13 protein-coding genes are annotated in these 15,947 nt (G+C 66.1%); 12 read left to right on the top strand and 1 reads right to left on the bottom strand.

Annotated elements, in window-relative coordinates:
• Position 1: 1 nt before the first annotated feature.
• The 9 genes from J4P02_RS23425 to J4P02_RS23385 all read left to right on the top strand — a co-directional run bounded on the left by J4P02_RS23425 (position 2) and on the right by J4P02_RS23385 (position 10,929).
• Positions 2-781 carry a quinoprotein dehydrogenase-associated SoxYZ-like carrier gene (locus J4P02_RS23425; RefSeq protein WP_426194719.1) on the top strand — a complete coding sequence of 260 codons (780 nt, stop codon included), beginning with the start codon at positions 2-4 and terminating at the stop codon, positions 779-781.
• 36 nt (positions 782-817) lie between these two features.
• Positions 818-1,741: a quinoprotein relay system zinc metallohydrolase 1 gene (locus tag J4P02_RS23420; RefSeq protein ID WP_426194717.1), complete on the top strand. Its 924-nt coding sequence runs from the start codon at positions 818-820 to the stop codon at positions 1,739-1,741.
• 386 nt (positions 1,742-2,127) lie between these two features.
• Positions 2,128-3,888, top strand: coding sequence for a PQQ-dependent alcohol dehydrogenase PedH (gene pedH / locus J4P02_RS23415; RefSeq protein ID WP_426194715.1), 1,761 nt, complete (start codon positions 2,128-2,130; stop codon positions 3,886-3,888).
• A gap of 201 nt (positions 3,889-4,089) precedes the next feature.
• Positions 4,090-5,610, top strand: a complete 1,521-nt coding sequence (gene exaC, locus J4P02_RS23410) for an acetaldehyde dehydrogenase ExaC (RefSeq protein ID WP_426194713.1) — start codon at positions 4,090-4,092, stop codon at positions 5,608-5,610.
• A gap of 283 nt (positions 5,611-5,893) precedes the next feature.
• The gene (gene pqqA / locus J4P02_RS23405; RefSeq protein WP_011060521.1) at positions 5,894-5,965 is read left to right on the top strand and encodes a pyrroloquinoline quinone precursor peptide PqqA; all 72 of its coding nucleotides are present in this window, start codon (positions 5,894-5,896) and stop codon (positions 5,963-5,965) included.
• Between the two features lie 62 nt (positions 5,966-6,027).
• Positions 6,028-6,942, top strand: a complete 915-nt coding sequence (gene pqqB / locus J4P02_RS23400; protein ID WP_426194711.1) for a pyrroloquinoline quinone biosynthesis protein PqqB — start codon at positions 6,028-6,030, stop codon at positions 6,940-6,942.
• A 201-nt stretch (positions 6,943-7,143) separates the two neighbouring features.
• Complete coding sequence (gene ercA / locus J4P02_RS23395) at positions 7,144-8,307, top strand: alcohol dehydrogenase-like regulatory protein ErcA (RefSeq protein WP_426194709.1); 1,164 nt, start codon at positions 7,144-7,146, stop codon at positions 8,305-8,307.
• A complete protein-coding gene (locus tag J4P02_RS23390) occupies positions 8,291-10,018 on the top strand; it encodes a PAS domain-containing hybrid sensor histidine kinase/response regulator (RefSeq protein WP_426194706.1) in 1,728 nt (575 codons plus the stop codon). Before ercA ends, J4P02_RS23390 begins: the two co-directional genes overlap by 17 nt.
• A gap of 59 nt (positions 10,019-10,077) precedes the next feature.
• Positions 10,078-10,929 carry a VanW family protein gene (locus J4P02_RS23385; protein WP_426194704.1) on the top strand — a complete coding sequence of 284 codons (852 nt, stop codon included), beginning with the start codon at positions 10,078-10,080 and terminating at the stop codon, positions 10,927-10,929.
• On the opposite strand, the gene J4P02_RS23380 is transcribed toward J4P02_RS23385, so the two are convergent.
• Entirely contained in the window at positions 10,903-11,451 is a 549-nt protein-coding gene (locus tag J4P02_RS23380; RefSeq protein WP_426194702.1) for a YniB family protein, read from the bottom strand. The genes J4P02_RS23385 and J4P02_RS23380 overlap by 27 nt on opposite strands.
• A 127-nt stretch (positions 11,452-11,578) precedes the next feature.
• Here J4P02_RS23380 and J4P02_RS23375 point away from each other — a divergent pair, with 127 nt between their 5' ends.
• From J4P02_RS23375 to J4P02_RS23365, 3 genes are read left to right on the top strand one after another with little or no spacing between them, the layout of a single operon-like run.
• Positions 11,579-12,247, top strand: coding sequence for an ABC transporter ATP-binding protein (locus J4P02_RS23375; protein WP_426194700.1), 669 nt, complete (start codon positions 11,579-11,581; stop codon positions 12,245-12,247).
• Position 12,248: 1 nt separating this feature from the next.
• Positions 12,249-14,729 carry an ABC transporter permease gene (locus J4P02_RS23370; protein ID WP_426194698.1) on the top strand — a complete coding sequence of 827 codons (2,481 nt, stop codon included), beginning with the start codon at positions 12,249-12,251 and terminating at the stop codon, positions 14,727-14,729.
• A complete protein-coding gene (locus J4P02_RS23365) occupies positions 14,719-15,804 on the top strand; it encodes a lipocalin-like domain-containing protein (RefSeq protein WP_426194696.1) in 1,086 nt (361 codons plus the stop codon). The genes J4P02_RS23370 and J4P02_RS23365 overlap by 11 nt, the downstream gene beginning before the upstream one ends.
• Positions 15,805-15,947 lie beyond the last annotated feature (143 nt).

Raw genomic sequence — 15,947 nt, 5'->3', positions numbered from 1 at the left:
GATGAACTGGCGAGCGACCTGCCTGCTGGCGTGCTGGCTGCCCTTGGCGACCCAGGCGCTGGCCGTTGAGCCCGCTGCTCACCCGCAGCCGGGGGCCGACCCGGTGCCCTCGGTGATGTGGGATTTCTACCACAAGCAATTGCTGGGCAGCGCGGCGTTTGTCTTCGACGAGCGGGTCAAGCTGCTGGCGCCGCCCTTTGCCGAAGACGCGCGACAAGTACCCCTGGAGATCGATGCCCGGGCCTTCACCGGCGAGGTGCTGCGAATCATCGCCTGGGCCGAGCTCAACCCCTTGCCGAGAATCGTCGATTTCGAACCGGGGGCGCAGGTGCTGCCCTGGCTGTCGATCCGCATCCGCATCGAGCAAGCCACGCCGTTGCGCGCCGCAGTGCTGACCCGCGATGGCCTGTGGCACGTGGGCTCGGCCCTGATCGACGCCGCGGGCGGCGGTTGCACGGCACCCAGTGTGGTGCGCACCCAACCCGGCTGGGAAGAGCATATCGGCGAGGTGCTGGGCGGGCGTTATCGCCGCGGCGACGCCAGCCGCCTGCGCCTGCAAGTGTCTCACCCGATGGATAACGGGTTGGTCAGCGGCATCCCCGAATTTTTCCTCAACCACGCCGAGCTGCGTGACCAGAACGACCAGCGCCTGGCCACCCTGGAACTGTTCCCGGCGGTCAGTGAAAACCCCAACCTGGGGTTCGATGTCCAGGGCGCGGGACAGACCCGCTTGCTGTTGCGCGACAACAGCGGCAACCAGTTCGAGGCGGCGCTGCCCTGAGCGCACCCGTTGACCCCACCCGAGCCGAGGCGCGCCATGCGTTGGATTCTGCTGTTGCTGCTGTGCCTGGGCCTGCCGGCCCGGGCCGACCTGGACTATCAACTCAAGCCCCGGCAGATCGCCGAAGGCACCTGGCTGCTGGAAGGCAGCACCGACAACTTCGCCAAGGCCAATGGCGGCAATATCGTCAACACCGGGTTCATCGTCACCGACAGCGGGGTGCTGGTGATCGACAGCGGGCCCTCGAAACGCTACGGCGAAGCCTTGCGCCGGGCGATTGCCGCCACCACCGACAAACCGGTGATCGAGCTGTTGCTGACCCATCATCACCCCGACCATGTACTGGGCAACCAGGCCTTTAGCGATGTGCCCATCGCGGCCCTGGCCGGCACCACCGAGCTGTTGCGCCAGCAGGGCGAGGCCCTGGCGGAAAACATGTACCGCCTGGTGGGCGACTGGATGCGCGGCACCGAGGTGGTGCTGCCCAACCGGACCCTGGAGCCGGGGGTGCTGGAGGTTGGCGGACACCGCCTGCGGCTGCTGGGGCTGGCCGGCCACACCGGCGCCGACCTGGCGATTTTCGATGAGAGCACCGGGGTGCTGTTCGCTGGCGACCTGGTGTTCTACGAACGGGCCCTGACCACCCCCAACAGCCCGGGGCTCGGGGTCTGGCTCAAGGACCTGGACACCTTGCAGGGCCTGCCGTGGAAACTGATCGTCCCTGGCCATGGCCCGGAGGCGACGGATGCCCGGCCCTTTGCCCAGATGCGTGACTACCTGGGTTGGCTCGATGGCCTGATGCGCGATGGCGCGGCCCGTGGCGACGACATGGCGGAGATGATCCGCAGCCCGATCCCCGAGCGCTTTGCCGGCATCAGCCTGACCCGTTACGAACTGATCCGCAGCGTCAGCCACCTCTATCCGCGCTACGAGCGCCAGCAACTGCAACGCATCGACTAGAAGCAGCAGAGAAGCAGCTGCAAGCGTCAAGCTGCAAGTGGCAAGTGGTGGTGAGTCAGTAGGGTGGCGAGGGAGCTTGCTCCCGCTCGACCGCGCAGCGGTCGCAAAACCTGAGTCCGCGATCTTCGGGCGGGAACCGGGTGGCCGCCATTGGGGCGGCTGCGCCACCCAGCGGGAGCAAGCTCCCTCGCCACAGGGAGGCAGCGGCAAGCTGTGCAGCGCTTCTCTTGCAGCTCAAGGCTTGCCGCTTACCACTGCTCTTCTTCTACGAAGGAACTAGAAAACTCCGCACTGCGGGCAATTGTTGGCAAGCGGGCCGGGACCAAGAATTCCCGCCAGACCGGGAAATTTTCCCGGGTACAACAATAACCGCAGAGGTAGCCGTCATGACCCAACCCCCACGTCGTCCCTTGTTCGCCGTGAGCCTGGTGCTCAGCGCCATGCTGCTGTCCGGTGCAGCCCAGGCCGCCGTCACCGACCAGGAAATTCTCCAGGACCCGCAGAACCCGCAGCAGATCGTCACCAACGGCCTGGGGGTGCAGGGCCAGCGCTACAGCCCGCTGGACAGGCTGAATGTCGATAACGTCAAGGAGCTGCGGCCGGTCTGGGCCTTTTCCTTTGGTGGCGAGAAGCAGCGCGGCCAGCAGGCCCAGCCGCTGATCAAGGACGGGGTGATGTACCTCACCGGCTCCTACTCGCGGGTGTTCGCGGTGGACGCCCGCACCGGCAAGAAGCTCTGGCAGTACGACGCACGCCTGCCCGATGACATCCGCCCCTGCTGCGACGTGATCAACCGCGGGGTGGCGCTGTACGGCGACCTGGTGTTCTTCGGCACCCTGGACGCCAAGCTGGTGGCCCTGAACAAGGACACCGGCAAGGTGGTGTGGAGCAAGAAGGTCGCCGACCACAAGGAAGGCTATTCCATCAGTGCGGCGCCGCTGGTGGTCAACGGCAAGCTGATCACCGGGGTCGCCGGCGGCGAGTTCGGGGTGGTCGGCAAGATCCAGGCCTATGACCCGAAGAACGGCGAGCTGCTGTGGGTGCGGCCCACCGTGGAAGGCCACATGGGCTACGTCTACAAGGACGGCAAGGCGATCGAGAACGGCATTTCCGGCGGCGAGGCGGGCAAGACCTGGCCCGGCGATCTGTGGAAGACCGGCGGCGCAGCGCCCTGGCTTGGCGGCTACTACGACCCGGAAACCAACCTGTTGCTGTTCGGCACCGGCAACCCGGCGCCATGGAACTCCCACCTGCGCCCCGGCGACAACCTGTATTCCTCGTCGCGCCTGGCCCTGAACCCGGACGACGGCAGCATCAAGTGGCACTTCCAGAGCACCCCCCACGACGGCTGGGACTTCGACGGCGTCAACGAGCTGGTGTCCTTCAACTACAAGGAGGGCGGCAAGGAAATCAAGGCCGCCGCCACCGCCGACCGCAACGGCTTCTTCTATGTGCTGGATCGCACCAACGGCAAGTTCATCCGCGGCTTCCCCTTTGTCGACAAGATCACCTGGGCCACCGGCCTGGACAAGAACGGCCGGCCGCTCTACAACGAGGCCAGCCGTCCGGGCGCGCCGGGCAGCGAGAGCAAGGGCAGCTCGGTGTTCGTCGCCCCGGCCTTCCTCGGCGCCAAGAACTGGATGCCCATGGCCTACAACCGCGACACCGGCCTGTTCTACGTGCCGTCCAATGAATGGGGCATGGACATCTGGAACGAAGGCATCGCCTACAAGAAGGGCGCGGCTTTCCTCGGCGCCGGTTTCACCATCAAGCCGCTCAACGAGGACTACATCGGCGTACTGCGGGCCATCGACCCCGTCAGCGGCAAGGAAGTCTGGCGCCACAAGAACTTCGCGCCGCTGTGGGGCGGGGTGCTGACCACCAAGGGCAACCTGGTGTTCACCGGTACGCCGGAAGGCTTCCTCCAGGCCTTCAACGCCAAGACCGGCGACAAGGTCTGGGAATTCCAGACCGGCTCCGGGGTACTGGGCTCCCCTGTGACCTGGGAGATGGACGGCGAGCAATACGTGTCGGTGGTTTCCGGCTGGGGCGGCGCGGTGCCGCTGTGGGGCGGCGAAGTGGCCAAGCGGGTCAAGGACTTCAACCAGGGCGGCATGCTCTGGACCTTCAAGCTGCCAAAGGCTTAAAAGCAGCGGCAAGCTGTTAGCGGCAAGCTGCAAGAAGAAGCGTCGGGCAGACTTGAGGCTTGCAGCTTGCAGCTTGAGTCCGCTTCTACGACCAAATGACGAGCCCCTTCCTGCCTTCGATGCATTCGTCCGGCAGGCGGGGCTCTCTACCATCGGTTTATCGCCTGTCGTCGGACAGGCCTCGACCAGCAGAGGCTCAGCATGATCTACGCACAACCCGGAACCCCAGGCGCCGTTGTCTCCTTCAAGCCACGCTACGGCAATTTCATTGGTGGGCAGTTCGTGCCACCGGTGGATGGCCAGTACTTCAGCAACAGCTCGCCGGTGAACGGTGAAGTGATCGCCGAATTCCCCCGTTCCAGCGCCGCGGATATCGACCTGGCCCTGGATGCCGCCCATGCCGCGGCCGAGGCCTGGGGCAAGACTTCAGCCCAGGAGCGTTCGCGGGTACTGCTGAAGATTGCCGAGCGCATCGAGCAGAATCTGGAAGTGCTCGCCATCAGCGAGACCTGGGACAACGGCAAGGCGGTGCGCGAAACCCTCAACGCCGACGTGCCCCTGGCCGCCGACCACTTCCGCTATTTCGCCGGCTGCATCCGCGCCCAGGAAGGCGGCGCCGCCGAGATCAACGAACACACCACCGCCTACCATTTCCACGAGCCGCTGGGGGTGGTGGGGCAGATCATCCCCTGGAACTTCCCGCTGCTGATGGCCGCCTGGAAGCTGGCCCCGGCCCTGGCCGCCGGCAACTGCGTGGTGCTCAAGCCCGCCGAGCAGACGCCGCTGTCGATCATGGTGTTCGCCGAGCTGATCGCCGACCTGCTGCCGGCCGGGGTGCTGAACATCGTCCAGGGCTTTGGCCGCGAGGCCGGCGAGGCCCTGGCCACCAGCAAGCGCATCGCCAAGATCGCCTTCACCGGCTCCACTCCGGTGGGCTCGCACATCATGAAATGCGCCGCCGAGAACATCATTCCGTCCACCGTGGAGCTGGGCGGCAAGTCGCCGAACATCTTCTTCGAAGACATCATGCAGGCCGAGCCGCAGTTCATCGAAAAGGCCGCCGAAGGCCTGGTACTGGCGTTCTTCAACCAGGGTGAAGTCTGCACCTGCCCATCTCGGGCCCTGGTGCAGGAATCGATCTACGAACCCTTCATGGCCGAGGTGATGAAGAAGATCGTCAAGATCAAGCGCGGCAACCCCCTGGACACCGAGACCATGGTCGGCGCCCAGGCCTCCCAGCAGCAGTACGAGAAGATACTCTCCTACCTGCAGATCGCCCGGGAGGAGGGCGCCGAACTGCTCACCGGCGGTGCTGCCGAGCGCCTGGAGGGCGATCTGGCCAGCGGTTACTACATCCAGCCGACCCTGCTCAAGGGCCACAACAAGATGCGCGTGTTCCAGGAAGAGATCTTCGGCCCGGTGGTGGGCGTAACCACCTTCAAGGACGAAGCCGAGGCCCTGGCGATTGCCAACGACAGTGAGTTCGGCCTGGGCGCCGGGCTCTGGACCCGCGACATCAACCGCGCCTACCGCATGGGTCGGGCGATCAAGGCCGGGCGCGTGTGGACCAACTGCTACCACCTGTACCCGGCCCACGCCGCGTTCGGTGGCTACAAGAAATCCGGCGTCGGCCGTGAAACCCACAAGATGATGCTCGACCACTACCAGCAGACCAAGAACCTGCTGGTGAGCTACGACATCAACCCCCTGGGCTTCTTCTAAGGGAGAGAACAGCAGCGGCAAGCTTCAAGCCACAAGCTTCAAGCTTGCCGCTGCTCTCCTTTTGTTTGCTTTTGCTCCTGCTGGTTCTTGCTGCTTACAGCTTGAAGCTTGCAGCTGCTCTCTTGCTGCTCCTTGTCGCTTATAGCTTGAAGCTTGCCGCTGCTCCTCCGTTGCTCCTCCTTTCTCCCCCGCTAATTCGTTCCAAAGTAGCATTCGGCCCCGTCGCCCCCCGTGCCTTAATGCCCCTACCGGAATCGCCCGGCAGAAGAAGAGGAGTGACCCCATGTGGCATAAACCCGCGTACACCGATCTGCGCATTGGTTTTGAAGTGACCATGTACTTCGCCAATCGTTGATCCGTCTCGCTCCGGTCGGTGGCTGATACTGGCCGGAGCTTTGTGCCTTCGGGGAGCAGTGCATGCATATCCGTATTCTCGGTTCCGCCGCCGGGGGCGGTTTCCCTCAGTGGAACTGCAACTGCCGTAACTGCGCCGGGGTGCGCAACGGCAGCCTGCGGGCCCGGCGCCGCAGCCAGTCGTCCATCGCCCTGAGCGACCAGGGCGGCGACTGGATCCTGTGCAATGCCTCGCCGGACATTCGCGCGCAACTGGAATCCTTCCCCGTGCTGCAACCGGCACGGCAGCTACGGGACACGGCCCTGGCCGGGGTGATTCTGCTGGACAGCCAGATCGACCATTGCACTGGCCTGCTGAGCCTGCGCGAGGGGTGCCCGCATCAGGTCTGGTGCAGCGAAATGGTCCACCAGGACTTGAGCAGCGGCTTCCCCTTGTTCAACATGCTCAGCCACTGGAATGGCGGCCTGCAGTGGCAGCCGATCCACCTCGATGGCCGGGCATTCAGCCTGCCGGCCTGCCCGGATATCGCCCTGCGAGCGATTGCCTTGCGCAGCAGCGCGCCGCCGTATTCGCCCCACCGTGGCAACCCGCACCCGGGGGACAATATCGGCCTGTTTATCGAGGACCGGCGCACAGGCGGGCGGTTGTTCTACGCACCGGGGCTGGGGCAGGTGGACGAGGCCTTGCTGGCGTGGATGGCCCTCGCCGATTGCCTGCTGCTGGACGGCACCCTGTGGCGTGACGACGAGCTGCAAGCCTGTGGCGTGGGCGACAAGCTGGGCAGCGAGATGGGCCACCTGGCGCAAAGCGGTCCTGGCGGTATGCTCGAGGTGCTGGAGCGTTTTCCCCGGGCGCGCAAGGTGCTGATCCATATCAACAACACCAACCCGATCCTCGACGAAGACTCCGCCGAGCGTGCCGAACTGACCCGGCGCGGCATCGAAGTGGCGTTCGATGGCATGGATATTCACCTCTGATCTCGACCCCAATCTCGATCTCGATCGTAGGAGCTGGCTTGCCAGCGAAGAGGCCCGCGAGATCGCCTTCGCTGGCAAGCCAGCTCCTACAGGTGCAACAGGCCGCGAGATCGGCGCCCGCCGATGGTCGGATTGCATTCATGGCGGGATGCTTTAGGCTGGCGTTCTTGTTCCAGAACAATAAGAAAACAGGCTGCCCCCATGAGCCAGAATCTCAGTCTGCTGCGCAAGTTCGTGTCCCCGGAAATCATCTTTGGTGCCGGTTGCCGGCATAACGTCGGCAACTATGCGAAGACCTTTGGTGCACGCAAGGTGCTGCTGGTCAGCGACCCTGGGGTGATCGCCGCCGGTTGGGTCGCCGATGTCGAGGCCAGCCTGCTGGCCCAGGGTGTGGAGTACTGCCTGTACAGCGCGGTGTCGCCGAACCCGCGGGTGGAGGAGGTGATGCTGGGCGCCGAGGTCTATCGGGAAAACGCCTGCGACGTGATAGTCGCCATCGGTGGCGGCAGCCCCATGGATTGCGGCAAGGGCATCGGCATCGTGGTGGCTCACGGGCGCAGCATCCTGGAGTTCGAAGGGGTGGACATGATCAGCATGCCCAGCCCGCCATTGATCATGATTCCCACCACCGCCGGCACCTCGGCGGATGTCTCGCAGTTCGTGATCATCTCCAACCAGCAGGAACGGATGAAGTTCTCCATCGTCAGCAAGGCGGTGGTGCCGGACGTGTCGCTGATCGACCCGGAAACCACCCAGGGCATGGACCCGTTCCTGTCCGCCTGCACCGGCATCGACGCCCTGGTGCACGCCATCGAGGCTTTCGTTTCCACCGGCCACGGGCCGCTCACCGACCCCCACGCCCTGGAGGCCATGCGCCTGATCAACGGCAACCTGGTGCAGATGATCGCCAACCCCGGGGACATCGCCCTGCGGGAGAAGATCATGCTCGGCAGCATGCAGGCCGGGCTGGCGTTCTCCAATGCGATTCTCGGTGCGGTGCATGCCATGTCCCACAGCCTGGGGGGCTTTCTCGACCTGCCCCACGGCTTGTGCAACGCGGTGCTGGTGGAGCATGTGGTGGCCTTCAACTACAGCTCGGCGCCGGAGCGTTTCAAGGTGATTGCCGAGACCTTCGGCATCGACTGCCGCGGGCTCAACCAGCGGCAGATCTGCGGGCGCCTGGTGGAGCACCTGATCGCCCTCAAGCACGCCATCGGCTTCCACGAGACCCTGGGTTTGCATGGGGTCAGCAGCAGCGATATTCCCTTCCTCTCGCAGCATGCGATGGACGATCCGTGCATCCTCACCAACCCTCGCGAATCCAGCCAGCGGGATGTCGAGGTGGTGTATGGCGAAGCCCTCTGACGAGCAGCAACGGGCCCTGGCCGGGCTCCTGGGCCTGGGCAATCACTCGGCGCGCAAGAGCCATTACCCGGAACTGGCGGCGCGCCTGGAAGACCTGGAAACCGAGCGCAACCGCTACAAGTGGCTGTTCGAACACGCGGTGCACGGCATCTTCCAGGCCAGCCTGCAGGCCGGCATGCGCGCGGCCAACCCGGCCCTGGCGCGCATGCTGGGTTACCAGGACCCGCAGGAAGTGCTGTTTTCCCTGGCCGACCTGGCGGGCAACCTGTTCGTTGGCGGCGCTGTGGAGCTGGCGGCCATCGGCGAGCAGTTGCAGAGCCAGCGCAGCCTGCTGGGTTATGAAACCCAATTGCGCCGCAAGGATGGCAGCAGCATCGATGTGCTGATGAACCTGCTGCTCAAGCCTGACCAGGATGGGCTGGTGGAAGGCTTCGTGGCCGATATCACCGAACGCAAGCTGGCCCAGCAGCGCCTGGAGCAGCTCAACGACCAGCTGGAGCAGCGGGTGGCAGCGCGCACCGACGAGCTGCTGGAGGCCAACCGCAACCTGCAGCAGCAGATCGCTCGCCGCGAGCGCATCGAGCGCGACCTGCGCGAAGCCCGGGACGCCGCCGAGGCCGCCAACCGCAGCAAGGACAAATACCTGGCCGCCGCCAGCCACGACCTGCTGCAACCCTTGAATGCCGCACGGCTGCTGATTTCCACCCTGCGCGAACGGCGCCTGCCGGCCCCCGAGCAATTGCTGGTGGAGCGCACCCATCAGGCCCTGGAAGGCGCCGAGGACCTGCTCACCGATCTGCTGGATATCTCCAAGTTGGACCAGGCAGCGGTCAAGCCGGACCTGGCGGTGTACCGCCTGGATGAAATGCTTGCGCCGCTGGTGTCCGAGTTCCAGTCGGTGGCCGAGGCTGCGGGGCTGGGGTTGCGGGTGCGCTTCGGCGATTTTGCCCTGTTCACCGACCTGCGGCTGATGACCCGCATTCTGCGCAATTTCCTCAGCAACGCCTGTCGCTACACCGAACGCGGCAGCATCCTGCTGGCCGCACGGCGCCGCGGTGACCAGCTGCGGCTGGAGGTCTGGGACAGCGGGCGGGGTATCGCCGCTGACCGCTTGCAGTCGATCTTCCTGGAATTCAACCAGCTGGATGTAGGGCGTGCCGCCGACCGCAAAGGCGTGGGCCTAGGGTTGGCGATTGTCGAGCGCATCGCCAAGATCCTCGGTTATCGGGTGCAGGTGGCATCGCGACCCGGGCACGGTTCGCGCTTCAGCATCGAGGTGCCCCTGGCGGCCCGGGTGCCCTTGCCCCTGAGCCAGCAGGCGCCGCAGCCGAGCACCGGCAACCCGCTGCCGGGGCGGCGCCTGCTGGTGCTGGATAACGAGCTGAGTATTTTGCAAAGCATGGCCGCGCTGCTGGGCCAGTGGGGCTGCGAGGTGCTCACCGCCACCGACCAGGCGGCGGCCCTGGAGGTGCTCCAGGGTCGGGCGCCGGAGCTGATCCTGGCGGACTTCCACCTGGATCACGGGGTCACCGGCTGCCAGGTGGTCAAGCAACTGCGGGAGCATTTCCAACTGCCAGTGCCGGCGGTGATCATCACCGCCGACCGCAGCGACCAGTGCCGCCGTGCCTTGCAGCAACTGGGGGCACCACTGCTCAACAAACCGCTGAAACCGGGCAAGCTGCGGGCGGTGCTCAGCCAGTTGCTGGGCTAGTGCGGCCCTGGCGTTGTGGCTAAGATGCCGGCATTTTTTCAAGGACGAAGCCGGCCCCGATGAAACCCCTGTCGTCGTATCACCCGCTGCTGTACTGGCTGCGGGTGCGCCAGAAACGCCTGGCGCGCCACCTGGCCTGGCGTTTTTCCACGCGCCGTTATGCGCGCCCCGAAGCCGGCAGCCCGCGCTTGCCCCATCGGCTGATCAAGCACACCTCGAAACTGATCCGCACCCTGGGCGACTCCGACCTGGCGCTGCAGCACAACAAGGTGATCAACCTCAGGCTGGCGGTGGCCTGCATCGATGGCGTGCGCATTGCCTCCGGGGAGTATTTTTCCTTCTGCAAGCTGGTGGGCCGGCCCACTCGCGCGCGGGGTTTTGTCGAGGGCATGGAGCTGTCGTTCGGCGAGGCCCGCAGCGGCATTGGCGGCGGCATCTGCCAACTGAGCAACCTGATCCACTGGATGGCGATCCACTCGCCGCTGCAAGTGGTGGAACGGGCCAACCACAGCTTCGACCCGTTCCCCGACGAGGGCCGGGTGCTGCCCTTCGGTTCCGGTGCGGCGATTTTCTACAACTACATCGACCTGGTGCTCTACAACCCCGGGCCGCAGACCTTGCAGCTCAAGCTGCAGGTCGGCGCGCAGCAGCTGGAGGGCGAGCTGCTCTGCGAGCAGCCGCGCCAGCATCGCTATCACGTCTACCAGCAGGCCCACAGGTTCGTTCGCGAGGGGGGCCGGGTGTACCGCGAGAACCAGATCTGGCGCGATATCAGCAGCAAGGGCCAGACCCCCGAGTTGCTGCAGCGCGAATGCCTGTACCGCAACCGGGTGGTGGTCAAGTACCCGGTGGCCGATGGGCTGCTCGATCAGCCTGCATCGGGCTCAGATGATGTGCAGCATCCACAGTAGAACCAGATACACCGCGGCGATGCTCAGGGGCCATAGGCTAAGCAGGCGGGCCTGGGTACGGATCGAGGGCAGGGGGCCCACCGGGGTCGACTCTTCCAGTTGCTGCAGGGTCATGGCCGCAACCCCTTCCTCCACCGGGGCATTGAGCCGGGCCTGGATCTGCGGCTCGACCTGCTCCACCAGGCGCATCAGGCTGCGGCCCCAGGCGAACAGCGCGGCGCCGACGAAGATCAGCAGGTAGATCAGCAGGAATTTCCAGTGGGACGAGTAGCTCAGGTCGAGAAAGCTCGGGGTCGGGCTGTTGTCCCAGAACCAGTTCAGCGGCTGGGTGTTGGCGTTGACCGTGGAGATAAAGGCATCGATCGGCCGGTTGATCACCGAGGCCATGGCGGTGTAGCTGTCCAGGCGCCAATGGAGCATTTTCAGGGTGGAGAAAAAAGTCGAGATCAGGGCGCCGCTGAACAGCAGTGAGCCTGCGGCGATAGCCAGCCGGTAGGTCAACTGAGCCTGGGTGAAATTCATCTGTGCGTCCTGCGATGAGGGAAAAGGGGGGCAATACTATAGTTCGCGGCGCCGGGCCGATAGGGGCAGCGCGGCCATGGGCGACACGGGTTATCCTTGAGCCCTCTTCGGTCGGACGAGCCACGCCATGCTGCAGGTACAAGGAGTGTTCAAGAGCTACGCCACGCCCCAGGGGCCGCTGGCGGTGCTGCAGGGTGTCGATTTGCACCTGGAGCAGGGCAGCAGCCTGGCGCTGATGGGCGAATCCGGCAGTGGCAAGAGCACCTTGCTGCACCTGGTGGCCGGGCTGGATCGGGTTGATGCCGGCACTATCCGCATCGGCGAGCGGCAGTTGCAGCAGATGAGCGAAGCGCAGCTGGCCAACTGGCGGCGTACCGAGGTGGGCCTGGTGTTCCAGCAGTTCAACCTGATTGGCAGCTTGCGGGTGGAAGACAACCTGGGGTTCCAGGCGCGCTTGGCCGGGCGCTTCGATCCGCGCTGGCAGGCGCAGTTGGTGGAGCGCCTGGGTCTGGGGCAGGTGCTGCGGCGCTACCCGGAGCAGTTGTCCGGCGGCCAGCAGCAGCGGGTCGCCCTGGGCCGGGCCCTGGCCGCAAGGCCTGGGCTGTTGCTGGCGGATGAACCCACCGGCAGCCTCGACGAGGCCACCAGCGACGAGGTGCTGGACCTGCTGCTGGAGCTGCTGGCCGACAGCCCCACCAGCTTGCTGATGGTCACCCACAGCCAGCGCGTGGCCAGCCGCCTGCAACAGCGCGTGGTGCTGCAACGGGGGCGTCTGGCCGAAGCGGGCGGGGCCTGAGATGAGGGTTCTGCGCGGCACCTTGCAGGCATTGTTGAGCCATTGGCGCCAGCACCCGGTGCAGTTCTTCAGTGTGCTCACCGGGCTGTGGCTGGCCACCAGTTTGCTCACCGGGGTGCTGGCCCTCAACAGTCAGGCCCGGGACAGCTATGCCCGGGCCAGCCAGCTGATTGGCGGCGAGCCCCAGGCCAGTTTGGCCACGGCCAATGGCGCGGGCTTTTCCCAGCAATGGTTCGTTGACCTGCGCCGCGCCGGCTGGCCGGTGTCACCGGTGCTGCAGGGGCGGGTGCAGTTGCAGGGGCATGACGATATACGCCTGCAACTGATGGGCATCGAGCCCCTGTCCCTGCCCAAAGGCGCTGCGGTGGCCGGCAAGGCCCTGGCTATGCAGCAGGTCGTGGAGTTCTTCAGCCCGCCGGGGCGTACCTGGATCGCTCCGCAGACCCTGGCCAGCCTCGGCTACCGTGAGGGCCAGCAACCTTTGGCCAGCAATGGCGCGCTGCTGCCGCCATTGCAGGTGCAGGCGGACATGGCGCCGGGGCTGTTGCTGATGGACATCGGCTTTGCCCAGCAGGTGCTCGACCAGCCCGGGCAGTTGAGCCGCCTGCTGCTGCCCAGGGACTTTGCCGCCGCCCCGCCGCCCTTGCCGGAGGCACTGGCGGGGCAACTGGTGCTGCATCCGGGGGAATCGGCAAACAACCTGGCGCGCCTGACCGAAAGCTTTCACCTGAACCTGGACGCCCTGGGTCTGCTGTCCTTCGTGGTCGGGCTGTTTATCGTGCATGCCGCCATCGGCCTGGCCCTGGAACAGCGTCGCGGCCTGCTGCGCACCTTGCGCGCCTGCGGGGTCAGCGCGCGGCTGCTGATCTTCAGCCTGACCCTGGAACTGGGCGCCCTGGCGTTGCTGGGTGGGGTGGCCGGGGTGGTCAGCGGCTACCTGCTGGCCGGGTTGCTGCTGCCGGATGTCGCCGCCAGCCTGCGCGGCTTGTACGGTGCCGAGGTGCCAGGGCAATTGAGCCTGAGCCCCGGGTGGTGGCTCAGCGGAGTCGGCCTGAGCCTGCTGGGGGCCTTGCTGGCCGGTGCCGCCAGCCTGTTGCGCGCCGCACGCCTGCCGCTGCTGGCCCTGGCCAACCCCCAGGCCTGGCACCAGGCCCATGCCCGCTGGCTGCGTCGTCAAGGCCTGGTGGCCGGGTTGGCGCTGCTGCTGGCCTTGGCCGCCTGGCAGTGGGGCGACAGTTTGGCCAGCGGCTTTGCGCTGATGGCCGCCTTGCTGCTAGGGGCGGCCCTGGGCCTGCCGGTGCTGCTCAATGCCGTGCTCGGGGCCTTGCTGGGGCGCCGCCGTGGCGTGCTGGGGCAGTGGTTCCTGGCCGACTGCCGCCAGCAATTGCCGGCCCTGAGCCTGGCCTTGATGGCGCTGCTGCTGGCGCTGGCGGCAAACATTGGCGCCGGCAGCATGACCGCGGGTTTTCGCCAGACCTTCAACGACTGGCTGGAGCAGCGCCTGAGCGCCGAGTTGTATGTCAACCCGCAGAGCTCGGAGCAGGCCCGACAGCTGCTCGACTGGCTGCCGCAACAGGCGCAGGTCCGGGCGGTGCTGCCCAGCTGGCAGGTGGCGTTGCAGGTGCAGGGCTGGCCGGCGGATCTGTTCGGGGTGATCGACCATCCCAGCTATCGCCAGCACTGGCCCTTGCTGGAAAGCGACGGCGCCGAGCCCTGGGCGCAACTGGCGCGCCAGGACACCCTGATGCTCAGCGAACAGCTGGCCCGACGCCTCAAGGTGCGCCCCGGCGACCGCCTGAGCCTGCCGCTGCCCACAGGCCAGTGGGCGCCCCGGGTGGTGGCGATCTATGCCGACTACGGCAATCCCAAGGGCCACTTGCTGGTGAATGCCGGGCATTTGCTGGAGCACTGGCCGCAATTGGCACCGAACCGTTTCAACCTGAGCCTGGCGCCGGGGGCGATGCCCGGGATGATTGCCGCGCTGCAACAGCGCTTTGCCCTGGATGACAGCCGGATCATCGATCAGGCTCGGCTCAAGGGCTGGTCGCAGCAGGTGTTCGAACGCACCTTCGCCGCCACCGCGGCCCTCAACAGCCTGACCTTGGGGGTGTCCGGGGTGGCGCTGTTCATCAGCCTGCTGACCCAGAGCCAGAGCCGCCTGGGCCAGTTGGCGCCGCTCTGGGCCCTGGGGGTGGGACGGCGCCAGCTGATGCTGCTGAACCTCGGCCAGACCTGGCTGCTGGCCTTGCTGACCCTGGTACTGGCGCTGCCCTTGGGCATCCTGCTGGCCTGGTGCCTGGACAGCGTGATCAATGTCCAGGCCTTCGGCTGGCGCCTGCCGTTGCAGGTGTTTCCCGGGCAGCTTCTGCAACTGCTGGGCCTGGCCATGCTGGCGACCCTGCTGGCGTCGGCCTGGCCGCTATTGCGTTTGTACCGCGCGCAACCGGCGGATCTGTTGAGGACCTTTGCCCATGAAGACTGATGCCTTGCGCCGCGCCCTGGCGTTGCTGCTTCTGGCCCTGATGGCCGGGTGCGAACAGGACGCCGAGCCGCCCCAGGGCTTTGCCGGGCTGGGCAGCGAGGCGGCGGCTTTCACCCAGGTGACGCCGGGGCGGGTGTTCAGCTTTCCCGCCGATCACGCCGCCCATGATGGGTTTCGCATCGAGTGGTGGTACCTCACCGCCGATTTGAGCGACGCCCAGGGCCGGCATTTCGGCGTGCAGTGGACGCTGTTTCGCAGTGCCCTGCGGGCCGCGCCCGAGCAACCGGGCTGGGGCGCGCCGCTGGTGTGGCTGGGCCATGCGGCGGCCACTTCGGCCCAGAGTCATCACGCCGCCGAGCGTTATGCCCGGGGCGGGGTGGGCCAGGCCGGGGTGACCGGCCAGCCGTTCCAGGCCTGGATCGATGACTGGCAGCTGCGCAGCCAGGACAGCGCTGGCGACCCCCTGGCGCGGATGCAGGTGCAGGCCAGCGGGCCGGGTTTCGCCTACCGCCTGCAACTGACCAGCCAGCGGCCGCTGGTGCTGCAGGGCGAGGGTGGCTACAGCCGCAAGTCCGAGCAGGGGCAGGCTTCCTACTACTACAGCCAGCCGTTTTTCCAGGCCAGCGGGGAGTTGCAGATCGATGGCCAGCGCTATCAGGTCAGTGGCCCGGCCTGGCTTGATCGGGAATGGAGCAGCCAGCCCCTGGCCGCCGATCAGAGTGGCTGGGACTGGTTTTCCCTGCACCTGGACAGCGGCGAGCGGCTGATGCTGTTCCGGGTTCGCGAACGCGCCGGGGCGCCCTATATCAGCGGCACCTGGATCAATGCCGACGGCAGTACCCAGCACCTGGGCCCGGGGCAGGTCCAGCTGACGGCGCAGGACTACTCCGAAGTCGAGGGCCGGCGCCTGCCCACCACCTGGGGTGTGAAGATCCCCGACAAGGGCCTGGATATTCACACCCGGGCGCTGAATGCCCAGGCCTGGATGAAGCTGAGCATTCCTTATTGGGAGGGGCCGGTGCAGGTCGAGGGCAGCCATGGCGGCAGCGGTTATCTGGAGATGACCGGCTATTGAATCGAGTGATGTGCCTGAATGGATTCAGCGCTAAAGCCCCGTTGTTCAGGGCGGACAGTTTTATTCAGATTCTGCCGACGGATTTTCCTTTGCAGTTGCACTAGAATGCCTCTCGTTCGCCCGGTGCAAGGGCTCTTTACCGG

The organism is Pseudomonas sp. NFXW11 (assembly GCF_049887815.1).
GTDB lineage: Bacteria > Pseudomonadota > Gammaproteobacteria > Pseudomonadales > Pseudomonadaceae > Aquipseudomonas.
The sequence above is the reverse complement of the archived record's forward strand: the minus strand, read 5'-3'. Positions and strand labels throughout refer to the sequence as shown.